Source organism: Prevotella sp. ne3005, assembly GCF_900110085.1.
Lineage (GTDB): Bacteria > Bacteroidota > Bacteroidia > Bacteroidales > Bacteroidaceae > Prevotella.
On sequence record NZ_FOCK01000002.1, the window covers coordinates 59,189 to 82,377 of the forward strand.

Genomic DNA, 23,189 nt, shown 5'->3' on the forward strand with positions numbered 1-23,189 from the left:
CTTTTTCATTATCGTTTTTCTTATTTAGCTGCAAAGATAATAAAAATTGTGAATTCCAAGCCATGATTTCTTATTTATTTTGTACCTTTGCCGAAAATATTGATATATGAAGAAGATTCTGATTACCATATTCCTATTAGGTACCCTCTGCTCCTGTCATCACAATGATGATGAATCGGATGATACCATTGCTCGCAGGACGGTCTTTATTTACATGGCTGCAGAGAATAATCTGGCATCATTTGCTGATGATGACCTCGATGAAATGAAAGAAGGTTCAAAGTCTCTTGCCCAAGATCAGAACCTGGTGATTTATATCGACCGCGCCCAATCAAGCACCCCACCATTCTTAGCCCGCATATACAAGGGAGAGCTCATCGATACGCTCTTCATGCCAGAAGGGCTTGCCGCTGATCCCACCGTATTGAGACATGCCCTGGCGAAGGCAAAGGAACTGTATCCTGCCAAGAGTTACGGTCTGATACTATGGGGGCATGGCTCCGGATGGCTCATTTCCGAAAGCGACTCTATCTCACGCGCCAGCAGCAGGGCCTACGGAGGTTCCACGGGCGACAATACCTCGTATGGCTCTGGCAAATATTGGATGAACATCCCCGAGATGACAGAAGCCATCGAAACAGCCATGGGCAACGACAAACTGAAGTTCATCTTTGGCGACTGTTGTAGTTTCGCCTGTTTAGAGGTGGCCTATGAGCTGAGAAATGTCACCGACTACGTGTTAGGATCTCCCGCAGAAGTACCCGACATGGGAGCACCTTTCGAGCTGACTGTGCCGGATATGTTTGTTGAGAATGATGACTACAGCAGGCTTATCGACCACTATTATGATTATTATTTTGACGTGTTCCAAAACAAGAAGAACATGTATTATAATCACACCCCAGGTGATCTGGCAGGGTACAGTCTGCCTTTGGCAGCTATCAAGACCAGCGAATTAGACAATCTGGCAACGGCTACGGCACGTCTGCTCAACACCATTGCAGATAAAGTCAGCACCTCTGGTAATCTCAATCTTGAAAACGCCATGTACTATGCCATGTATGGAAGTTATCGCTATTCGTATGATGTGGGCAATGTCCTTAAGCTGAATGTAGCATCGGAAGATTTTGACAACTGGAAAAAAAACTTTGACAAAGCGGTGCCACACAGGAAATACTCTTCCAAATGGATGAGCGCCGTCTCCCTGTTGATTAGCGAGATGGATGATTTCAATGTGCAGGAAGAGGATTGCAGTTGCGTGAGTATGTTCTTCCCCAGCAACACCTATGATCATACACGCCCCAACTGGAACAAGGCCATACAGACCTATCAGTGGGATAGCATCATCCAATGGGCCCAATACGGCTGGTGATTACTGTTTCTCGTGAATCACGACCTTGATTTTCGAGATACGGTGACCGTCAAGTTCCGTCACTTCAAACGTGTAGTTCTGATAGTTGATACGCTCGTGCAACTCAGGGAAATCACCCTTGATCTCCAACAGAAGACCAGCCAGTGAGTCGGCATCACCTTCCACCTCCTCAAAAGTCTCATCGTCAAGGTCAAGGATCTTATAGAAGTCAGAGAGCAGCGTCTTGCCTTCAAAAATATAGGTATTGGCATTGATACGCGTATAGCTCTTCTCTTCTTCGTCGTACTCGTCATTGATCTCACCGACAATCTCTTCCAGGATATCCTCCAAGGTGATGATACCACTGGTACCGCCAAACTCATCCACTACGATGGCAATATGCACCTTGTTCTCCTGGAAGTCACGCAACAGGTCATCAATCTTCTTGGTCTCAGGCACAAAGTAAGGCGGACGGATAAGCGACTGCCAACGGAAATTGGCTGGTTTGGAAAGATGTGGCAACAAGTCCTTGATATATAGTATACCACGAATATTGTCGATGGTGTCCTGATAGACAGGAATACGGGAGTAATTGTTTTCCACGATACATTTCAGCACCTCAGGGAACGGCAGGCGGAAGTCAAGGTCTACGACATCCTGTCGAGAGGTCATCACCTCCTTGGCTGTCTCATCACCGAAACGCACAATGCCTTCCAACATATTCTTCTCTTCCTTCAGCTCGTCTTCGTCGGTCAGCTCGAGGGCCTGTTCCAGATCGTCTACGCTGAGCACATGATTCTCCTTCTGTACCACCTTCTCTGCCAGAATACCGGAACGAATCAAAACAGAGCTAAGGGGGTAAAACAACTTCCGCAATACGACGATGCCACCTGCCGACATACGACAAAACGCCAGGGCATGCTGTCCTGCATAGACCTTCGGCATAATCTCTCCGAAAAGCAACAACAGAAATGTCAGTAAGACGGTAATGACAATAAACTGCAACCAGTAGGCCATACCAAAGTCGATGACATGGGCAAAGAAATAGTTGCAGAGCATGATGATGGTGACGTTTACCAGATTATTGGTGATCAGGATGGTGGCCAACGTTCGCTCCGAGTCTTCACGAAGTGCTTGAATCTTCTGGTCAGCCTCATTCTTCTCCTCATCCAGTTCATTGAGATCATTGGGTGACAATGAAAAGAAAGCAATCTCCGATCCTGATGCATAGCCGGAGAATACAAGCAACAAGCAGGCAAGGATGCCCGCCACTACTGCGCCCGTAGTAGGCTCCAGCAGATGGACATCACTGAGAATCTGTTGTAAATATTCCATGATTAGAACGGAAGACTCTCGTCAGTCTTCGTGTCAGGCTCTGGTGCAGCCGTAGGTTCTGAGACCATAGTGGTATTCGTGGAAGCAGCCTTCGGTGAAAGCAGTTCCATGTTATCGGCCCAGATCTCTGTGGCATAGCGACGCTGACCCTGTTTGTCATCATAAGAGGTATAGCGGATACGGCCCTCAATATAGAGTTTGTCGCCTTTGTGGACGTATTTCTCCACTATCTCAGCCAGACGGCGCCAAAGAATCACATTATGCCAGTCGGTATGATCAGGCACCTGAGTACCATTCTGCAATGTGTATCCCCTTTCGGTGGTAGCCAGACGGATACGGGCCACAGCCACGCCCTGATCGACATAGCGCACTTCCGGATCCTGGCCAACATTGCCAATAAGCATCACCTTATTCATAAATACAATTATTTAGCTCTACCTAAGTAACGGAACTTGAAATTCTTTCCCTTGGCAGAAGGGAACTGGCTACGCTCATCGACACGCTCACGCAGATGCTCTACAATACGCTGGTAGCAGTCCATACCTGACATAGCCTTCACACGGGCAGCAAACTGCGTATCACGGTACTGGAACTTACCCGTTCCCGGCACCAGAAGCACTCGCTTGAACTCAAGGATACCCTCATACCAGCCTTCACACTCCTCGTTCAGCCTCACTAAGACTGGAGCGACAGGCTTCACGCGGTTTTCCTCAACGGAGTGAATCGCTTTCTTCTCCTTAAAGTCCTGCATATTGGAGGCATCGGTTTTGATGATGATAAAATAGACTCTGGGATGTATCTTGTAGCGTTTGGGGTAGAAGATGTCGCTGGCGACATACTCACGGATGTCTGCCTCAAGAAGCGGGTTCATCTCTATCTCATCTATAGAGCTCAAGAATTCAATAGCTTCATCAACTGTAGAAACAAGCGTTTCACGGTCAAAATATCTTAAATATAAATTCATCTGAAAAAGATTGTTGTTGTTTTCCTTAAAAAAAGAGCGGAAAACGGGACTCGGACCCGCGACCCCAACCTTGGCAAGGTTGTGCTCTACCAACTGAGCTATTTCCGCAAATAAAAGTGAAGAGGAGGAGACTCGAACTCCCACGTCGCAATTGACACTACCCCCTCAAAGTAGCGCGTCTACCAATTCCGCCACCTCTCCAACGTAGCTGAATAAAAAAGAGTGCCCAGAACAGGACTCGAACCTGCACGCCTCGCGGCACACGCACCTGAAACGTGCGCGTCTACCAATTCCGCCACCTGGGCATTTGTCATTAAGGCCAATCCTTAATGTCTCTTTTTTGTTCAACAAGTGAGCGGAAAACGGGACTCGGACCCGCGACCCCAACCTTGGCAAGGTTGTGCTCTACCAACTGAGCTATTTCCGCATATATCTTCTATATTAGAAGGCATCTCCCTCGATTGCGGGTGCAAAGGTAATGCTTTTTTCTGAACTGACAAACTTTTTACGGGATTTTTTTTCAAAAAAGTGCCATTTTATCGAATTACAGCCTTTTCTGGGGGTTAATCCATCCGATTACGATAGTCTTCATAGCCAAAACGCTTCAAGATCTCCAACTTCCCATCCTCATGCAACATGCCAATGGCGGGATGCGAAATACCGTTAAAAGTGTTCGTCTTGACCGTTGTATAATGGATCATATCCTCAAATATCACTTCCTCGCCCACCTGCAGCTCATGATCAAACTGCCAACTGCTCATAAAGTCACCACTCAAACAGCTGTTACCGCCAAGACGGTAAAGATATTGGCCATTCTGTTCCTCCACATGTTCGGCATGGCGTACATCGGGATAATACGGCATTTCCAGGCAATCGGGCATGTGACAGGTGAAGCTGACATCAAGGATGGCTGTACGGATACCTTGATCCTCGACCACATCCACCACATGCGATACCAGCGGACCCGTCTGCCAGGCAAATGCACTACCAGGTTCCAGGATGACCTTCAGCCAGGGATAGCGCTGATGGAATTGCTGCATCATACTGATCAGCAGATCCACATCATAGTCCTTACGTGTCATCAGGTGACCACCACCGAAATTGATCCACTTCAACTGTGGGAACCAACGCGAGAATTTCTCTTCGATATGTACGAGTGTACGTTGGAAGACATCTGCCCCACTCTCACAATGACAATGACAATGAAACCCCTCTATGTCTGCAGGCAACTGTTCCGGCAAGTGATCGGCTGAGATACCGAAACGCGTACCAGGAGCACAAGGATTATACAACAAAGTCTCCACCTCCGAATATTCCGGATTCACACGCAAGCCAAGACTACAGCCCTTGGCCCTTTCATGGAAACGCTCATACTGCGACAGTGAGTTAAAGGTCAGGTGCGACGAGCCAGGTGCTTATGCTCTTTGACATATTCGATCAACTGTACCAACACCTCCGTATCCGTATCAGAAACAAACTTCACGCCCTTGGCCTTGAGCTTCGCCTTCAACTCGGCATAATTCTCAATGATACCATTGTGGATAATGGCCAGATTGTGCGACTGGGAATAATGGGGATGGGCATTCACCGACGACGGTTCACCATGAGTTGCCCAACGGGTATGGGCAATGCCGATGGTGCCACTCACATTCTTGTCACTGCAAAACTCCACCAGATTGTCAACCTTACCCTTGGTCTTAAACACATTCAGTTCGGCATCCTTGTTAATCAAGGCCACTCCGGCACTGTCATAACCACGATACTCAAGTCTGCGAAGTCCCTTAATCAAAATAGGAAAAGCTTCCTTATTTCCAATATATCCTACGATTCCGCACATAGTCTGTTTCTACTTTTTGTCGTTTAATATTAGTTTTCGTCTGCAAAATTACAAAAAATCTTGCATTCTACAAACGTTTTGCTAAAAAAATCAAGAAAAAAGTGACAAAAAAGAAAAGGCTCACCAGAATCACTTCTGATAAGCCTTCCGCGGTGCGTACGAGATTCGAACTCGTGACCTCCTGCGTGACAGGCAGGCATTCTAACCTACTGAACTAACGCACCAAAACCTATGGAACGAATGAAAAAATAAAGCGGTGCGTACGAGATTCGAACTCGTGACCTCCTGCGTGACAGGCAGGCATTCTAACCTACTGAACTAACGCACCAGAAAGCTCTCTTTCTTATTAGCGGGTGCAAAGGTAGTAATAATTTCCGAAACCACAAAACATTTTGAAGATTTTTTTGAAAGAAACCCTCATTTTCCTTCAAAACACCAGTTGCATCATCACTGCATCACGGTACTCCCTACCATCATAAAGCCAATCTTTGATACGTGCCGACTCATTATAACCTGAGTGAAGAAACAGGTTGACCGATGCCTCGTTCTTACAGTCGACGAAGGCAAACAGCTGATGCAGGTGTAGCACTTTCAGCGCATAATCGGCAATTTTGTTCAGTGTGCTGCTGCCCAATCCTCTTCTGCGGAAAGCATCCAGAATGATCAGTCCCACCTCTGCCCTGCAGTTGCTGGGGTCGAAATTCACAAGGTCTACAATACCGACCGTCTCTCCGGCCTCATTCTCCACCATCATCCTGACCTGCCCGTCGGCATAGATGTCGTTCGATGCATTGGCCACATAGTCATGCAGCGTATAGCGTGAGTACGGCACATTTGAAGTACCTACGTTCCACAACTTCACATCGTTCTCAATCCGATAGAGCAGATCCAGATCCTCCGGTTCTATGGCTCTCAGTCTCACTGGTGGTTCTTTTTTGTTCATAAGTGCAGTTTTTTGCGTAAAATGTCCGTCAGTGCGATGGCGGCCCGGAAATAGATGGCCAGCTTGATGGGGATGGTATAAAACACGCTCAGATGACCATAGTGCTTACGCAGGAAGATCAGCATGGCCTGATAGAAGATATGCACATACCGATAATCCGTCTTCTGTGTCGACCGCCCTTTATAGTGTGTGATGGCATACGGCAGATACCAGTTCTCCCAGCCCCCCTTCAGTAGTCTGTACGAGAGGTCGATATCCTCGCCATACATAAAAAAGTCCTCGTCCAACAGTCCCACTTCATCCAAGGCCTTCCTTCTTAAAAAACAGAAAGCGCCACTGATGACCTCTATCCTGCCGGGCTCCTCCCATGGCAGATGACTCATATAATACCGTTTGTCGAAACCTATCATCTTCAGGCACGACACCCACGGTGTGGGCAAAGCCCTTCTGGACTCCGGGGCCAGCGATCCGTCTTCATTGCGCATCATCACGCCTGCCCCACCCGCTTTCGGATGCGCTTCCATGAAGGCCAGCACGTTTCTGAGCGTACCCTCCTCCACGATGGTGTCGGGATTCAGCAGCAGCACGTATTCGCCCTGTGCCTGGCGGATGGCAAGATTATTAGCCCGTGCAAAACCCTGGTTCTCCTGATTCTCCATCAGTTTCACCCAGGCGTAATCGCACTTCACCACCTCCACGCTGTCGTCCGACGAGTGATTGTCCACCACAAACACCTCACCCTCGATACCCTCGAGGGCTCTCTGTACGCTCTGCAGACACTGCTCCAGATAGCTGCATACATTATAGCTGACAATCACCACGCTCAGCTTCATGCCTTATCCTCTTCTGTGGTTTCCGCGATACAACGTGACTGAGTGGGGAACACAAACGGCAGACAAAGCAGCAGGATGATGGCCAGATAGCCGAACGTCGCGTTCATATACATATAATATAAATAGGTGTTCGACACCATCGGCACCTCCAGTATCAGCAGCCTCAGTATTCCCCACCTCAGCAGGGCGGGCTCCTTCTTGGTCACCAGTTCGTCGTGGATCTTCTGAAACTTAAACAGTCTCAGACCTAGGAAAGCCCCAGCCAGCGAGGTCAGCTCCATGCCCGTCATAGCCAGAAACTCGGTCTGTTTGCTGTTCGTCAGCACCCCCGACTCCAGCACCCCGCTCTCATATAGCACGATAACGCCTACCATTGCTACCAACAGCAACGTAAACACCAACATCAATTGTTTGCTGATCTTCTTCATATCCTATTCATTACTATTAAACGGTGTCCTGTTCATAATCGAGCGTCCCAGCGTCACCTCGTCCGTATACTCCAGTTCATTACCCACCGACACGCCCCGGGCTATCACACTCACCTTCACCTCATAGCCCGCGAGCTTGCGGAAGATGTAGAAATTGGTGGTATCGCCCTCCATGGTAGGACTCAACGCCAGAATCACCTCCTTCACCTGCCCTTCGGCCACACGGCTCACCAGCGAGTCAATCTCAATATCCGACGGACCTAAACCGTCCATAGGCGAGATGACTCCACCCAGCACATGGTAGAGTCCATGATACTGCTGTGTGTTCTCGATGGCCATCACGTCCTGGATATTCTCCACCACACAGACCAGACTGCCGTCGCGCTTGGGGTCGGCACAGATAGGACACTGGTCCGTATCGCTGATGTTATGACAGGTCTTGCAGTATTTCACTTCCTGCTTCAGTCTTCTCACAGCCTCCGCAAACTGTTCCGTCTCCTCATCCTCCTGACGCAGCAGCCAAAGCACCAGCCTCAAGGCTGTCTTACGCCCGACACCTGGCAGTTTAGCAAACTCTGCCACCGCCTTCTCTAACAGTTGTGATGGATATTGTTGTTGTATCATGCCTCAATCTTCAATCTTCAATCTTCAATTTTCAATCTCACTAAGCTCCAACCACCGCATGGACTTCTCGTCGAGTTCATCCTTCAGCAGTGGCAACCGTTTACTCTTCTCCGTCAGCTCATCGACAGACAGCGTCCCGCTGCACAGGGCCTCCTCTATCAGCTGCTGTTCCTCCTCCAAGGCGGCAATCTCTTTCTCCAGCCGCTCAAACTCCATTTTCTCCTTATACGTAAACTTCCGTTTCGTCTGGTTCTGTGGACGTTCTTTCGTCTCCTTCGATTCTTTGGCGGGCTTATTGGCCTCAGCAGTTTCCTTCGGTTGTAGCGACTGCCACTGACGGTATTGCGTATAGTTACCGGGGAAGTCCTTGATTTCACCTTCGCCCTTGAACACCAGCAGATGGTCCACCACCTTATCCATAAAATAACGGTCGTGGCTCACCACAATCACACAACCCGGGAAGTCCTGCAGGTATTCCTCCAGTATCTGTAGCGTCACGATGTCCAGGTCGTTTGTCGGCTCATCGAGCACCAGGAAGTTGGGGTTCTTCATCAGCACCGTACAGAGATACAGTTTCCGTCGTTCTCCGCCACTGAGTTTATACACATAGTTGTGCTGCTGTTCTGGGGTAAAGAGGAAATACTGCAGGAATTGCGATGCCGAGAAATGCTTGCCGCCCCCCATGTCGATATATTCCGCGATGTCCTTCACCACGTCGATGACCTTCATCTGCTCGTCGAACTGCAGACCTTCCTGTGAGAAATAACCGAACCTCACGGTATCACCGATGTCAAAGCGCCCACTGTCCAGAGGCACCATTCCCAAAAGCATCTTGATAAAGGTCGACTTGCCCGTACCATTATTTCCCACGATGCCCATCTTCTCAAATCGCGAGAAGTTGTAGTAGAAGTCTTTCAGGATCACCTGGTCGCCAAAGGCCTTCGACACATACTGACACTCAAAGATCTTCGAACCGATGTAGACGTTTCTCGACTTCAGACGTATCTGTCGTTCCTCAATGCGCTGCTTCGCCACCTTCTCCAGTTCGTAGAAAGCGTCCTCACGGTAGCGGGCCTTATGACCTCGGGCCTGAGGCATACGGCGCATCCACTCCAGTTCCGTACGATAGAGGTTATTCGCCCGGGCTATCTCCGCCTTGCGGTTGTCGATACGCTCCTGACGTTTCTCCAAATAGTAACTATAGTTACCGCGATAGGTATAGATGGTCTGGTCGTCGAGTTCCAGGATCACGGAGCACACCCTGTCGAGGAAGAATCGATCGTGGGTCACCATCAGCAGCGTCTTGTTGCCCCTGTTCAGGAATCCCTCCAGCCACTCTATCATCTCCAGGTCCAGGTGGTTCGTGGGCTCATCGAGAATCAGCAGGTCGGGGTCGGTAATCAGCACATTAGCCAGCGCCACGCGTTTCTGTTGTCCGCCGCTCAGCTGTCCCATGGGCTGGTCGAGGTCTCGTATCTTCAACTGCGTCAGGATCTGCTTGGCCTTGAGCACCTTCTCCGGGTCGCCCTGATGATTAAAACACGCATCGAGCACGCTCTCCATAGGGTCGAACACCGGTGCCTGTTCCAGCATCCCCACCTTCAGGTCCCTGCGGAAGATGATGTCGCCCGAGTCATAGCCCTCCTTACCCGAGAGCACCGACAACAGTGTCGACTTGCCCGTACCGTTCTTCGCTATCAGCCCCACCTTCTGCCCTTCGGCAATCGAGAAACTGATATTCTCAAACAACACCAGCGAGCCAAATGACTTCGTCAGCTGCTGCACATCTAAATATGGAGTATCTTTCGCCATTTAGTCTTTCAGTCCTGCATTGATGGTCTCAATGTAATCAAGTATCTCGTCTCTGCCCTGCTTCTTTTCCGACGACGTGACAAATATCGGGGGCAGTTCCTCCCACGTCTCACTCAGCACCTTCTTATAGGCCTCCACATTCTGAGCCACCTTCGCTGCGCTCAGTTTGTCGGCCTTCGTAAACACGATGGCAAAGGGCACGCTGCTCTGTCCCAGCCACTCGATAAACTCCAGGTCTATCTTCTGAGCCTCCAGTCTGACATCCACCAACACGAACAAGTTCACCAGCTGCTGGCGCTGCAGGATATAACCGTTGATCATCTGCTCCAGCTTCTGCACCTCCTTCTTCGAGCGCTTCGCAAAGCCGTAGCCGGGCAGGTCCACCAGATACCACTCATTATTAATAATAAAGTGGTTGATGAGCAGCGTCTTTCCCGGTGTGGCCGATGTCTTGGCCAGCTTCTTGTTGTTGGTCAGCATGTTGATGAGGCTCGACTTGCCTACATTCGACCTGCCTATAAAGGCATATTCCGGCTTATTATCCTGCGGACACATCGACTCTCTGGGCGCACTGAGCGTGAATTCTGCTTTCTTAATTTCCATATAATCCTTAAATTTTGCTGCAAAGGTAATATTTTTTTTGAAAATATTTGGAGAAATGACAAATAATCACTACCTTTGCATCGTTTTTCAAAACAATGCTTCCGTTCGCGAAGCATTTCCAATCAAGTTTTTGAGGTTAAATTCAGAAATTATTCGTTCTATTTTATGTATACAAAAGAAGAATTAGAAGCTATGGATATACCCCAGCTAGTGGGTATAGCAGACCAGTTGGGCATCAAGGTAAAACCCGAGGACGAGATGACAGATGTTGTCTATGCCATCCTCGACAAGGCTGCAGAAAACAGTGCTGTCGCCGATGATTCCCCCAAACGCAAGCGTACACGTATCGCCAAGAAAGATACGAGTAAAGTATATACCGTCAATGGCGACGAGGGCGAAAACCTCGACTCCAAGAGCAATCGCAAGAAAAAGAAGGTGGAGTCACCTTCGCTCTTCAGCGACCTGCCTGCTGCAGCGCCACAGCCCGAAGAGGAAGAAGCGCCCGCAGCACCCGCTCCCAAGCGTCGTGGTCGCAAGTCCAAGGCCGAGCTCGCTGCTGAGGCAGCAGCCGCCGAGGCTGCCGAACAGGCCGCTATGGAGGCAGAGAGAGTGCCTGAGGCAGAAGTACCTGAGGCCGAAGCGCCCGAGGCTGATTTCGTGGTGCCCGAGGCAGGCAACTTCGCCGACAATAATGCCGATGAGGATGCCACTAACGCTATCGAGCAGCTCCGCGAGCAGCTCTCCAACCGCAAGGAACAGCAGGCATACCCTGTCGATACCGACGAGGTTGATGAGGACGGTGTATGGCTCGGCGACCCGGGCGATGGTACCGACTTCATCACGATGATCGATATCCCCATCGAAGACCAGGAAGCCCTGCCCACGCTCGACATATTCGACCGTCCTGTGGCCCAGCAGGCACAGACCACAGAGAAAGAGTTCACCCGTCCGCAGGAAGCACCTAAGTACGATTTCGGTGACATCATCACCGGCAACGGTGTCCTCGAGTGTCTCACCGACGGCTATGGTTTCCTCCGTAGTTCCGACTACAACTACCTCTCCTCGCCCGACGATATCTATGTATCGCCCCAGCAGATTAAGAAATACGGTCTGAAGACGGGTGACGTCGTAGAGTGCACCGTCCGTCCTCCCCATGAGAACGAGAAATACTTCGCCCTCTCCAATGTCAACTCCATCAATGGCCGCCATCCCTCGGAAGTGCGCGACCGTGTGGCCTTCGAACACCTGACGCCCCTCTTCCCCGAAGAGAAGTTCACCCTCTGCGGCGACAAGGCAACCACCAACCCCAGCGTGCGCATTGTCGACCTCTTCTCTCCTATCGGTAAAGGTCAGCGCGCCCTCATCGTGGCCCAGCCCAAGACTGGTAAGACCATACTGATGAAGGACATCGCCAATGCCATCGCTGCCAACCATCCAGAGGCCTATATCATGATGCTGCTGATCGACGAGCGTCCTGAGGAGGTGACCGATATGGCCCGCACCGTCGATGCCGAGGTGATTGCCTCTACCTTCGACGAGCCCGCCGACCGTCATGTCAAGATTGCAGGCATCGTGCTCGAGAAAGCCAAGCGCATGGTGGAGTGCGGCCACGATGTCGTCATCTTCCTCGACTCCATCACCCGTCTGGCCCGCGCCTACAACACGGTAGCGCCCGCCTCAGGCAAGGTGCTCACCGGTGGTGTCGATGCCAACGCCCTGCAGAAGCCCAAGCGTTTCTTCGGTGCTGCCCGTAACATCGAGGGTGGCGGATCGCTCACCATCATCGCGACGGCACTGGTAGACACCGGCAGTAAGATGGATGAGGTGATCTTCGAAGAGTTCAAGGGTACTGGTAACTCTGAAATCCAGCTCAACCGCTCGCTCTCCAACAAGCGTATCTTCCCGGCCATCGACCTCGTTCAGTCGTCTACACGCCGCGACGATCTGCTGCATGATGACACTACCCTCAACCGCATGTGGATTATCCGTAAGTTCATTGCCGAGATGAACCCCATCGAAGCCATGAACACCATCCGCGACCGTTTGGTAACCACCCGTTCCAACGAGGAATTCCTCCTCTCCATGAACGGATAAAGAAACAAGAAAGCCCTTCCACATCGGAAGGGCTTCTTTATTTCCTGTCTCTTTTTACCACCCTAAGGGCAGCACGATGTTTTCCACCTCATGGGCTTTCTCAAACAGCGGAGAAATCTCCTCGTTGGTAAAGCCAGCGATACCACAACCTATACGAGTCACGAGGAAAGTCAGTTCAGGGTGCTGGCGTGCAAACGCTATAAACTCATCCACGTAGGGTTTGATGGTCTCTACTCCACCCTGCATTGTAGGAATGCCGTAGCTCTGACCTTGCAATCCAACGCCCTGACCCCAGATGGCACCAAACTTCTTGTAAGCGATATAAGCCGCTCCGCCACCATGTGCCCCAGCCAGATTACTGCCAAACACAAAAACCTCATTCTTCTCCAAATGCGTTATCCGCTCAGGTGTCACTCTCTGCTGTTCCATATTTATTCTACTTAATATCATTAAAAAGCCAAGCCTCCTTGGCAGTTTTCAACATTGCAACTTGCTGCAAGGCTTGCTCTCGCGTAGCATGCGATGATGGACGCCCCAATGAGAGGCGCACATCCCATGCAGAGTCCTGCATGCTCTGATAGATTGAATCTAGAAAAATCTCCTCTCCCATAAACCTTTTTCGGGTGCAAATATACAAAAAAGCCCTCTAATATCATTCATTAGAGAGCTTTTTCTTGTGTTAATCTATGTCAATCCCCAATCAGTTTGGGACATCGTGAATTATGTCAATGATCATATTACCGACTCCACATAGTGTCATAAACAGCTGTTGTCATTTCTTTATTTTGATTTTACAGGCCTTATTGCAAATCCATAGTATTGATTAAAACCAAAATCGGCACTCCCAAAAAATGAAGAATCTAATACAAGTGTCAAGACATATCCTAATGAATATTGAGTGGAAGTATAATACCTCAAATACTTGCCATCCTGATTAAAATCTGCGCCGCCAGCTGCAGGCATGAATATCGAATTACCATTATTACTTGTTACTTTATAACCATTCATACCATTAATTTGCATCCATTCCCAAGAGCAATTTTTTAATAACTCCGTCATTTCATCTCTTGTAGGCATTCTCCATTTACCTCCTAAATTTACAGTTGCAGCATCGTATTGAGTACCACTTATATCTTTCCCTATGAAAATATATTGTTCCATATTATTATCATAATATAAGTAATTATTCTGGTTATAGCTACTTTTCTCAGCAGTTTCTCCCCATGCAAAGCTAGCTCCCACATTCTCAGGATTCTCAGCTCCAAGATTATATGCAGACCATAATACAGACAAACCTAAATCAACTGCTTCTGCTTTATAAACAATTTTTTTCTGGACATCTACACTAACCTTATCAGACTTCTTCCCATCTAACGTTGATACAGAAATAACAGCCACACCTTTCTTTTTTCCTTTGACAACACCATCACTATTTACAGTTGCAATAGAGGTATCAGAAGAATCCCATTTTAAGTTTTGATCTGTATTATTTTCATATTTGATTGCGTAAGATTCACCAACATATATGCTTATATCACGACTCGTAATATATAGCCCCCTTGTTTGTGAGATATGTACTTCCTTAGATAAATCCCATTTGGTGTTTTGTGATTTTAAAACAACTGTAGCAGTTCTACCTGAGTTGCTAGACAAGGGTGATATATTTAGTTTCTGAGTAAAACTAAGATCGTTATTATTGATTCTTCCAGCATCTATTATCCAGTCCTTATCAATAATCATTTCTAACTTTATATTCGTCTTTACTGATATCTCAATAGTTGAAGCATCTTCTAATACCGAATAATTCTCCTTTTCAATATCAATAAACGGGGTTAGTGATTGAGTTATTGTTATTGAAGACGAAGCTCTTGAGTTCTTGTCGGTTATGAGAACTGTAGCTTGTCTTTCGTCTCCGCTATTATTCTTTTCCGCACTCAATACAATTTTAGAATCTTTGAGGCCCCTTGTGGCTAATTTTTTTTGACTTAACCAACTCGAATTTGAAGGTATTTCGACAATATAATCTACATTGCTTTTAACATTAATAGTTATATCTCCTCCTTCTTCAGGAACATCATAGTTGTCCTTGTCTATCAAAATGGCATCATTCTGTTTTTGGACTACTTTGAATGATAGGATTGTACCATCTTCTGGATCTGTAAGTGTGATTACAGCCTGACGTTCCTCATAAGTATCATTCGGTTGAACATTAATAACAACCATGGAGGTTTGTATAGTAGCACTACACCAATTGGCACTGCTTGATACAGTACATTTGCTTAGATCTTTTGTACCAATTGTTACAGTTTTGCTGTTAGTTCCAGTTTCAAAGGTTTGATCGCTAACAATTTGACCTTTCAATGGACTGGAATAATCTTCACCACAAGACATAACACAAACGCTAAGAAGTACTGCCAATAAAGCAGAGAGCGAATACTTAATTGTTTTCATAATTATTGGTATTTTATTGTTAATAAATTGTTTTAGTCATTGGATAATAAAAAACGTGAGCAAATTACTTCGCTTACGTTCTCGAGGTATCTGCAAACACCTAACCTACTTAAACGAGTAAAAGCTCACGCCATCAGGCGCGAACGATCTCCTTTACTCTTGTAGGTTCTTTCAAATTTGCAGATTTTCGAGAACAAGAATCTAAGTCGACGCTTCACAATATGTCTGTTTTTAAATCTTCGTTATGTTACCATACGCAGTTTTATTAATGGGTTCAACTTTATAATACGTTTGCAAATATAGGAAGATTATTTGATAACACCAAATTATTCGCCTAAAATCTTCATTTTGTGACTGGAATTGAGGTTGTACTTGAAGTATGTCATATGATCAGGATTCAAGTGCATCTACAAGTTGAGAATTAAAAGAATAGCCTACATGCCTACATAAATAGGCTATAATCACTTGAAATATAATAGGATAGCCAAAAAGGAGCCTACATAAAGCCTACATGTAGCCTACATACAGCCTACACAAAAAAGGGGTTTTATGAGCAAAATAGCGTCTTTTTGTATTCAAAAATGTTCTTTTAGAACACGAAAGACTATCTTTTGTCATGCGAAAGACTATCTTTTGTCATGCGAAAGACTATCTTTTGTCATGCGAAAGACTATCTTTTGTCATGCGAAAGACTATCTAAAGTGCTGCGAAGGATAGTCTAAAGATCAAGGAAGGATATGGATGGTTCACCAATTCTCTAGAGAATTGCAGACTTTAGTCCGGGTAAAGTTCTAGAGAGTGACGACTAAACTCGTGAATTCTCTAGAGAATTTCAAAGTCATCAAGGAGCATACTGGATGTTTAAGCAACACAAATGGGAGGTTTAAAGTATCTAAACATGCAGTTTATGCCTGCGAAAACGATAAAAACATGTAGGTACTATGTAGGCTGCATGTAGGCTTTATGTAGGCTAACAATTTGCTAAATACTTAACACCTAGAATGATACGCACAAATCATGTAGGCATGTAGGCTATATTGTAATTTTCATCAAAAAACTGTGAGAATATCAAACATAGATAACGTCTTTTTGAATGTTAGACTTAAACAGGGGTCTCAAAGAATCACGAAACCGAACTAAGTTTACATCACATCCGAAAAGGGCTTTCAATGCCTCTTTCAAGTCATACATCATAGAGAGCGTTGGTTGTTTTACTTCAACAACGATGTCAATATCGCTCGTATCAGTATTCTCTTTTCTTGCGACAGAACCGAAAATACCGAGTTTTATAATGCCGTATTTAGCCCCAGAAGAACTTTTGAATTCGGCCAATTTATTTACACAGTCTTGAAGTACCAACATACACCTAAAACATTTTCTACGCTGCAAAGATCATTCCGATGACAGGTAACACTGACCCTTCACCGAGGCAACTGGGAATCATAAGCAACATGATCATCGTTCAGGCGATGGTTCTGATGCAATCATCGATGGGAACTCAAATTCGACCTCATTGAGTTCTGATAACGAATCTGCAGAAGTTCTGATTCGCCTCGCTAAATCATATAGAGCACCTTGAAGCTGAAGCTTCTCTTCATCGCTAAAGCCACCAACGCCACCATTACCATCAATACCATCCAGCTTATGATACAGCCATGATGATGACTTCCCGAAATAGCCTCTTGCAATCTCACGCCAAGATACAGTAAGAAGAATATCTTGAAGTTTCTCCTTTACATGCGTATCAACTTTTTCATTTAATAATGTTTCCATAATTCGTCCTCCTATTCAGGTAAATCAACCAATTTATCGAAGCATTGAACTGCATACCACAAAAGTTGTGGATGCCCATTAGGGAATGATAGCCTATAATTCCTAATTGCAGCAATCAATTCTTCTTCGTCTTTTGATAATTCAACTTTCATACTGTTTAATATGTACTGCAAATATACTACGAATTTTCGTACTAAGCAAATTATTTAAAGAAAATTATCATTTTGTAGCAGGTTGAAGGATTATACTCATACTCGTGCAAATATTTTTGCGCGAGTTGGGATAATTTTAAAATAATTTTATCTCTCTACACCCTCAAATAGAGTAATAAATCATTATCCTTACACACGATTTTCAATCAAAATCGTGGATACTATCCAACATTTTCAATCTTTATAATAAGGACTTGGGTGGTTTGGGGGGTGATGCGGTAGCGGTTGTCGGGGCGCTGGCCAACAAGCCAGAGGATGTTGCCATTAGCAGCGGTTACCACCAATTGACGGTGCTTTTCTAGAAGCGTCAACTTGCGGTCGGTAAGAAAGTCACTCACAAGCTTATGTCCTTCCATTCCAAGGGGGCAAAATGCATCGCCAGACTGCACTAAACGCACTGTTAAGGGGAATTGAATGTTTGCTGCATCGATCGTAGCACAATCGTCTAACTTTGAAATTGTTATATCATTGGACAATTTTACATCAAAAAGCATTTCAGATGAAAAACGATAACGTCCGGGCTCTGGAATACGGATGGGCTTGGAAGGATCGCTGACGGGCTCTAAGATAAGCATTTCGCGGTCGATGAGCAAGGTGTGGGATACCGATGAAATCGTCTTTCCCGGATGGCTGTTAAGACCATCGATCATCTGTTGAGTCTGGGCAGTATTGAAGCCATAAGGCGACAACCATTCATGGAGAAAAGTTGCAGGAGCAGGTTGCTGCAGAAGCGCTGAGATGCTGACAGACTGCGTCTGACCTTCTGTACGGACGAGTCGCTGTAGTGCAGTCTGCATGAATGAATCAAAGATTTTCTCCGTTTCTTGCAAGAAACGGGCGGTTTTATCGATGTTTTCCGCTGCACTGGGGTTGATATCCTTGAGCAGAGGTAACACATTGAGGCGCAGTTTGTTGCGGAGCACATCATCATGGAGGTTGGTGGAGTCGGTAACGTAATCCTGACCGATGGAATGGAGATAATCTACAATCTCCTGACGGCTCACTCCCAGCAACGGGCGGACTATGAGACCGTTTTTAGGACGGATGCCCGTCAATCCATGGATGCCAGAGCCTCGAAGGAGATTCATCAGGAAGGTCTCAACAGCATCGTCGCGATGATGGGCCACACATACCGTCTCCGCTCCAATATCCTGACAAAGTTGGCGAAAATACCCATAACGAAGTTCACGGGCAGCCATTTCAATGCTTACTTGATGTAAGGATGCGTATTCTACTGTATCAAAATGGATTAAGTGAAGGGGTATATTCAAGGAATTGCATAAATCCTTAACGAACTGCTCATCTCGGTCGCTTTCAGCCCCTCGTAAATGAAAATTACAATGGGCAGCCTCTATCCGATAGTCTAAATCGCGCAAAATCCGTAAAAGAGCAACACTATCGGCTCCACCACTCAGCGCGACGAGATGGAGACCAGAGGACGAAAGAAGCTGATGCTTCGCGATGAAATCGGCAACCTTACTCAACATAGAGCACAAGCCCCTTCAGGTACTCGCCTTCGGGGTGATAGATGTTGATAGGATGATCGGCGGGCTGATGCAACTGATGGAGGATGCGCACCTTACGGCCAGCCTGGGCGGCAGCCGTAAAGACGGCATTACGGAAATGATCCTTGGTGACCACCTGTGAACAGCTGAACGTAAAGAGAATGCCACCCTTCTGAATCTTCTGGAAGGCCTTATTGTTCAGACGGGTATAGCCTTTAAGGGCATTATGGAGCGCCCCACGGTGCTTGGCGAAGGCTGGCGGATCGAGGATGATCAGGTCGTATTGGTCGCCAGCCTGTTCCAGATACTTGAAAGCATCTTCGCAGAAAGCCTGATGACGCTGATCGCCAGGGAAATTCAGCTCCACATTGCGGTTGGTGAGTTCGATGGCTTTGGCACTGCTGTCGACAGAATGGACGAGCTTTGCTCCACCCCGCATGGCATAGAATGAGAAGCCACCTGTATAACAAAACATATTGAGCACACTCTTGCCTCGGGCAAAACGCTCAAGGAGGGCACGATTCTCACGCTGGTCGACAAAGAAACCCGTCTTCTGACCTCGGAGCCAGTCGACATAGAACTTCAAGCCGTTTTCGAGGGCCACATTATCGGTGGAACCGCCATAAAGGAAGCCATTCTGCATCTCTTCCATGAACGGCAGCGTGGTTTCGCTCTTGTAATAGACATGTTCCAAGCGGGAGTCCATCACCCTGACCAATTGCTCAGCAATCTCCTTACGACAGAGGTGCATGCCGATGCTATGGGCCTGCATGACGGCGGTTTTACCATAGACATCGATAATGAGTCCTGGCAAATTATCACCCTCACCATGAACCAGACGATAGGTGTTATTATCGGGGTTATCGGCAATGCCGATGGATTGGCGCATCTTCAGGGCAGAAGCCAGACGAGAAGCCCAAAACTCAGCATCGATGGCTACATCGCTGAACGTCAATACACGCACTGCGATAGAACCCTGTTGGTAATGGCCGATAGCGATGAAATCGCCATGATTGGTGACCACACGCACGATTTCGCCCTCGCTGACACCTTCGTCGGCACGCTGGATGGCACCTGAGAATACCCAGGGATGGAAGCGGAGCAGACTCTCTTCCTTACCTTTCTTTAGAGTTATCTTCTTCATTTTCTTGATCTGTTACAACCAGTTCGTAATCGCCAGTCTCTTTCAGACGGCATAGCTCACGATACATCTTCACACAGGCCCAGGCATCGATGGCTGCATAGCTCTTCTGACTATCAGTGAGGATATCGCGCTCCCAGTTGGAGAGCCGTTCGCGCTTGCTGATATGTCCACCCAGAAGGTTGGCATAGAGTTTGACGAGGCTCTGGTCTTCGATGCCAATCTCACGGACCATATCCTGCAGATCGACAAATGTGCCGGGAGTGAACTCGCCCAACTGACGGAGAGAGAGCAGGTCGTTGTTCCACGCCAATCCGACTTTCGTCACCGTCGTATCCTCGAGCAGACGGACGATGGCAGGAGCGAGCCCCGTATGGTTAAGACGGAACAGAAAGCAGCAATCGTCGGTGGACACCTGTAGCAGACTGCACTTATAGTGGACACCCCGCTGAAAGGCGGGACGTGTCTCTGTATCGAATCCGAGGACGGGCTGCGACAGCAGATAATCCACACAGCGGGAGGCTTCACTGCCCGATACGACGACCACAATCTTTCCAGGGAATTTTACCAACTCAAGATCGTTAATCCGGCTCTTTGTAAGCTTGTTATATATTAACTTTTTCATTTCTGTGTGCAAAATTACTAAAAAAATCGCGATTTATGATGAAATCTTATTTTTTTCGACTACTTTTGCAACAAATTTACGAAAAGAACGATAAAATGGCTAAGAAAAAGAAAGTAAAGAGCGAAAAAAGCAGCGCCAACAGCCTGAGTGGCGTATTAGGCTTCAAAGATATTTTCCTGAACGAGCGACTGAAGTTTATCTTCGGATTGGTGCTCTTCGGACTGGCAATCTATATGATGTTCGCCTTTATCTCGTATTTCTCGACGGGCGCTGCCGATCAGAGCCTGATAGAGGATCCACGCGAGGGAGAGGTGCTGAACCAAAACCATGAGTTTGCCAACACTTGCGGCAGTATGGGCGCCTACCTCTCATGGTATTTCATCAAGCGCTGTTTCGGACTGTCGGCTTTTCTGATTCCGGTGTTTGTGTTCATGCTGAGCATCCATCTGATCAAGGCCTATAAGGTGAACCTGCTGAAGTGGTTCTTTGCTCTGGGCATCCTGATGGTATGGGCATCGGTGACGTTTGCAAAATTCCTCTCACCACTGTTTACTGACGCCAGCTTCAACCCCGGTGGCGACCACGGACAGTATATCTCACAATTCATTGAGAATCTGATCGGCACACCCGGACTGACGGCGGTGCTGGCACTGATAGCCATCGCTTTCCTGACCTACGTGAGTGCTGAGACCATCTTCGTGATCCGGAAAATCCTGAATCCATCGAAGATTATAGATAAGGTGAAGTTTGCCGTGACCAACAATGACCCCAATGAGCCTGTGGACTCTTATGAGGATCAGATGGGGGACGAGGAGGAGCTCAAGGTGTTTGACGACCCCGCCACGCAGACGGTGGAGTTCAAGTCCAACGGTGACGCCATCGTGATCGACGAGGGGTATCAGAACGAGGACAACGGCGAGCCCGTACACCGTCCAAAGACCGTGAAGCCCAAGTCCACGGACGGCGACAAGGTGGATATGAAGGTGGAAGTGGCCGAGGGAGACAATGAGGCAGCCAATGGCAAGTCGCTCGTTGACCCCAGCAACATGGAGCCCTACGACCCCAAGCGCGATCTGGAGAACTACCGCTATCCGACGCTGGAGCTGTTGAAGAAATACGATAACGACGGTAAGCCGTATATCGATATGGCTGAGCAGAATGCCAATAAGGACAGGATCGTATCAGTGCTGCGCACCTTTGGTGTAGAGATCTCGAGCATCAAGGCCACGGTGGGTCCGACCATCACCCTTTATGAGATCACGCTGGCTCCCGGTGTGCGTATCACAAAGGTACGTTCGCTGGAGGATGACATCGCCCTGAGCCTCTCGGCCCTCGGCATCCGTATCATCGCCCCGATGCCCGGTAAGGGAACGGTAGGTATCGAGGTCCCGAATGCCAAGCCCTCGATAGTGTCGATGGAATCGATCCTGAACTCGAAGAAGTTCCAGGAGTCGCAAATGGAACTGCCCTGTGCTGTGGGTAAGACAATTACCAACGAGGTGTTTATGTTCGATCTCGCCAAGGCGCCCCACCTGCTCGTGGCCGGTGCTACGGGTCAAGGTAAGTCGGTAGGCCTGAACGCCATCGTCACCTCTTTATTATATAAGAAGCATCCGGCAGAGTTGAAGATTGTGCTCGTGGACCCGAAGAAGGTTGAGTTCTCAATCTATAATCCGCTGATCAACCACTTCCTGGCGAAGGTGCCCGACGAGGATGCCGATCCCATCATCACCGACGTTACAAAGGTGGTAAGGACGCTGAACTCGCTCTGTAAGCTGATGGATAAGCGATATGACCTGCTGAAAGAGGTGGGCGCTCGTAACATCAAAGAGTATAATAAGAAGTTCCTGGACCGCAAGATCGTGCCACAAAACACTGATCCTTCGTGTATGGGTCATGGCTATATGCCCTATATCGTGGTGATTATCGATGAGTTTGGCGATCTGATCATGACGGCCGGTAAGGAGATTGAGTTGCCTATTGCCCGTATCGCCCAGCTGGCGCGTGCCGTGGGTATCCACATGGTGATTGCCACCCAGCGACCCACCACCACGATTATCACGGGTAACATCAAGGCCAACTTCCCCGCCCGTATTGCCTTTAAGGTGAGTGCGGGTATCGACTCGAAGACCATTCTGGACCGTACAGGCGCCCAGCAGCTGATTGGTAAGGGTGACATGCTCTACTTAGGAGGTGCGGAGCCTATCCGTGTGCAGTGTGCCTTTGTCGACACACCTGAGGTGGAGCGCATCAATGAGTTCATCGCCAACCAACAGAGCTACGGCATGCCATTTGAGCTGCCTGAGCCCGATATGCCTGAGGCTGATGCTGGCGATGGTGGCGGCAGGGATGTGGACATGCAGCACCTTGACCCGCTGTTTGAGGATGCAGCCCGACTGATTGTCCGTGAACAGAGTGGTTCTACCTCACTCATCCAACGAAAGTTTGCCATCGGCTATAACCGTGCCGGACGACTGATGGACCAGTTGGAGAAGGCTGGTGTGGTAGGTGCCGCCATGGGTTCGAAGCCGCGTGAGGTGATGTTGCAGGATGAGAATAGTCTGAATAATCTCCTCAGTAGTCTGAGATGATTGAAGATTGAAGATTGAAAATTGAAGATTGAAGGTCGCGATTAAGTGAGAACAGAGCTAAGCTTGC

The 23,189-nt window shown here is 47.8% G+C and carries 19 protein-coding genes, 6 tRNA genes and 3 pseudogenes; 3 read left to right on the forward strand and 25 right to left on the reverse strand.

The features are described 5' to 3' along the window. Nucleotides 1–106: 106 nt before the first annotated feature. Nucleotides 107–1,372 (forward strand): clostripain-related cysteine peptidase, encoded by a 1,266-nt coding sequence (locus BMY16_RS03130; protein ID WP_091840012.1) that lies wholly within the window; start codon nucleotides 107–109, stop codon nucleotides 1,370–1,372. Here BMY16_RS03130 and gldE read toward each other — a convergent pair whose 3' ends face one another. The 17 genes and pseudogenes from gldE to yihA all read right to left on the reverse strand — a co-directional run bounded on the left by gldE (nucleotide 1,373) and on the right by yihA (nucleotide 10,730). Further along, the gene (gene gldE / locus BMY16_RS03135) at nucleotides 1,373–2,686 is read right to left on the reverse strand and encodes a gliding motility-associated protein GldE (RefSeq protein WP_091840014.1); all 1,314 of its coding nucleotides are present in this window, start codon (nucleotides 2,684–2,686) and stop codon (nucleotides 1,373–1,375) included. It lies immediately after the preceding gene. A 2-nt stretch (nucleotides 2,687–2,688) separates the two neighbouring features. After that, on the reverse strand, nucleotides 2,689–3,102 hold the full coding sequence (locus BMY16_RS03140; RefSeq protein ID WP_091840016.1) for a single-stranded DNA-binding protein: 414 nt from the start codon (nucleotides 3,100–3,102) through the stop codon (nucleotides 2,689–2,691). Between the two features lie 8 nt (nucleotides 3,103–3,110). Further along, on the reverse strand, nucleotides 3,111–3,650 hold the full coding sequence (locus tag BMY16_RS03145) for a hypothetical protein (protein ID WP_091840018.1): 540 nt from the start codon (nucleotides 3,648–3,650) through the stop codon (nucleotides 3,111–3,113). A gap of 35 nt (nucleotides 3,651–3,685) precedes the next feature. Then, nucleotides 3,686–3,758 (reverse strand) — tRNA-Gly (locus BMY16_RS03150). Nucleotides 3,759–3,767: 9 nt separating this feature from the next. After that, nucleotides 3,768–3,851: transfer RNA gene (locus BMY16_RS03155), tRNA-Leu, on the reverse strand. Between the two features lie 22 nt (nucleotides 3,852–3,873). Then, nucleotides 3,874–3,955 (reverse strand) — tRNA-Leu (locus BMY16_RS03160). A gap of 49 nt (nucleotides 3,956–4,004) precedes the next feature. After that, nucleotides 4,005–4,077: transfer RNA gene (locus BMY16_RS03165), tRNA-Gly, on the reverse strand. Between the two features lie 136 nt (nucleotides 4,078–4,213). After that, a pseudogene (locus BMY16_RS03170) lies at nucleotides 4,214–5,056 on the reverse strand (carboxynorspermidine decarboxylase); the annotation flags it as partial. A 2-nt stretch (nucleotides 5,057–5,058) separates the two neighbouring features. Continuing rightward, a pseudogene (locus BMY16_RS03175) lies at nucleotides 5,059–5,487 on the reverse strand (class II glutamine amidotransferase); the annotation flags it as partial. A 150-nt stretch (nucleotides 5,488–5,637) separates the two neighbouring features. Beyond that, nucleotides 5,638–5,711 (reverse strand) — tRNA-Asp (locus BMY16_RS03180). A 30-nt stretch (nucleotides 5,712–5,741) separates the two neighbouring features. Next, nucleotides 5,742–5,815: transfer RNA gene (locus BMY16_RS03185), tRNA-Asp, on the reverse strand. Nucleotides 5,816–5,914: 99 nt separating this feature from the next. After that, complete coding sequence (locus tag BMY16_RS03190) at nucleotides 5,915–6,430, reverse strand: GNAT family N-acetyltransferase (RefSeq protein WP_091840020.1); 516 nt, start codon at nucleotides 6,428–6,430, stop codon at nucleotides 5,915–5,917. 8 nt (nucleotides 6,431–6,438) lie between these two features. Beyond that, nucleotides 6,439–7,263 (reverse strand): annotated as a pseudogene (locus tag BMY16_RS03195) (glycosyltransferase family 2 protein); the annotation flags it as partial. Next, nucleotides 7,260–7,691: a hypothetical protein gene (locus BMY16_RS03200; RefSeq protein ID WP_091840025.1), complete on the reverse strand. Its 432-nt coding sequence runs from the start codon at nucleotides 7,689–7,691 to the stop codon at nucleotides 7,260–7,262. The gene BMY16_RS03200 and the pseudogene BMY16_RS03195, both read right to left, overlap by 4 nt. Before the next feature lie 3 nt (nucleotides 7,692–7,694). After that, on the reverse strand, nucleotides 7,695–8,315 hold the full coding sequence (recR, locus tag BMY16_RS03205; RefSeq protein ID WP_091840026.1) for a recombination mediator RecR: 621 nt from the start codon (nucleotides 8,313–8,315) through the stop codon (nucleotides 7,695–7,697). 24 nt (nucleotides 8,316–8,339) lie between these two features. Further along, on the reverse strand, nucleotides 8,340–10,127 hold the full coding sequence (abc-f, locus tag BMY16_RS03210) for a ribosomal protection-like ABC-F family protein (protein ID WP_091840028.1): 1,788 nt from the start codon (nucleotides 10,125–10,127) through the stop codon (nucleotides 8,340–8,342). Beyond that, nucleotides 10,128–10,730 (reverse strand): ribosome biogenesis GTP-binding protein YihA/YsxC, encoded by a 603-nt coding sequence (gene yihA / locus BMY16_RS03215; RefSeq protein WP_091840029.1) that lies wholly within the window; start codon nucleotides 10,728–10,730, stop codon nucleotides 10,128–10,130. It lies immediately after the preceding gene. 165 nt (nucleotides 10,731–10,895) lie between these two features. Here yihA and rho point away from each other — a divergent pair, with 165 nt between their 5' ends. Continuing rightward, a complete protein-coding gene (gene rho / locus BMY16_RS03220) occupies nucleotides 10,896–12,824 on the forward strand; it encodes a transcription termination factor Rho (RefSeq protein ID WP_091840031.1) in 1,929 nt (642 codons plus the stop codon). A gap of 54 nt (nucleotides 12,825–12,878) precedes the next feature. On the opposite strand, the gene BMY16_RS03225 is transcribed toward rho, so the two are convergent. The 8 genes from BMY16_RS03225 to BMY16_RS03260 all read right to left on the reverse strand — a co-directional run bounded on the left by BMY16_RS03225 (nucleotide 12,879) and on the right by BMY16_RS03260 (nucleotide 20,531). After that, nucleotides 12,879–13,253, reverse strand: coding sequence for an A1S_2505 family phage non-structural protein (locus BMY16_RS03225; RefSeq protein ID WP_091840033.1), 375 nt, complete (start codon nucleotides 13,251–13,253; stop codon nucleotides 12,879–12,881). A gap of 351 nt (nucleotides 13,254–13,604) precedes the next feature. Next, nucleotides 13,605–15,275 carry a BACON domain-containing protein gene (locus tag BMY16_RS03230; protein WP_091840035.1) on the reverse strand — a complete coding sequence of 557 codons (1,671 nt, stop codon included), beginning with the start codon at nucleotides 15,273–15,275 and terminating at the stop codon, nucleotides 13,605–13,607. A gap of 1,068 nt (nucleotides 15,276–16,343) precedes the next feature. Further along, complete coding sequence (locus BMY16_RS03235) at nucleotides 16,344–16,637, reverse strand: nucleotidyltransferase family protein (protein WP_091840037.1); 294 nt, start codon at nucleotides 16,635–16,637, stop codon at nucleotides 16,344–16,346. Nucleotides 16,638–16,730: 93 nt separating this feature from the next. Further along, entirely contained in the window at nucleotides 16,731–17,048 is a 318-nt protein-coding gene (locus tag BMY16_RS03240; RefSeq protein ID WP_091840039.1) for a DUF5053 domain-containing protein, read from the reverse strand. Nucleotides 17,049–17,059: 11 nt separating this feature from the next. Then, nucleotides 17,060–17,200, reverse strand: coding sequence for an ArsR family transcriptional regulator (locus BMY16_RS03245; RefSeq protein ID WP_091840040.1), 141 nt, complete (start codon nucleotides 17,198–17,200; stop codon nucleotides 17,060–17,062). Nucleotides 17,201–17,421: 221 nt separating this feature from the next. Then, the gene (gene tilS, locus BMY16_RS03250) at nucleotides 17,422–18,747 is read right to left on the reverse strand and encodes a tRNA lysidine(34) synthetase TilS (protein ID WP_091840042.1); all 1,326 of its coding nucleotides are present in this window, start codon (nucleotides 18,745–18,747) and stop codon (nucleotides 17,422–17,424) included. Continuing rightward, nucleotides 18,737–19,909 (reverse strand): class I SAM-dependent rRNA methyltransferase, encoded by a 1,173-nt coding sequence (locus BMY16_RS03255; protein WP_091840044.1) that lies wholly within the window; start codon nucleotides 19,907–19,909, stop codon nucleotides 18,737–18,739. Before BMY16_RS03255 ends, tilS begins: the two co-directional genes overlap by 11 nt. Beyond that, on the reverse strand, nucleotides 19,881–20,531 hold the full coding sequence (locus tag BMY16_RS03260; protein WP_091840045.1) for a 3'-5' exonuclease: 651 nt from the start codon (nucleotides 20,529–20,531) through the stop codon (nucleotides 19,881–19,883). Before BMY16_RS03260 ends, BMY16_RS03255 begins: the two co-directional genes overlap by 29 nt. Nucleotides 20,532–20,626: 95 nt before the next feature. Between BMY16_RS03260 and BMY16_RS03265 the strand changes: the two genes are divergently transcribed. Continuing rightward, a complete protein-coding gene (locus BMY16_RS03265; protein WP_091840047.1) occupies nucleotides 20,627–23,122 on the forward strand; it encodes an FtsK/SpoIIIE family DNA translocase in 2,496 nt (831 codons plus the stop codon). Nucleotides 23,123–23,189: the final 67 nt, after the last annotated feature.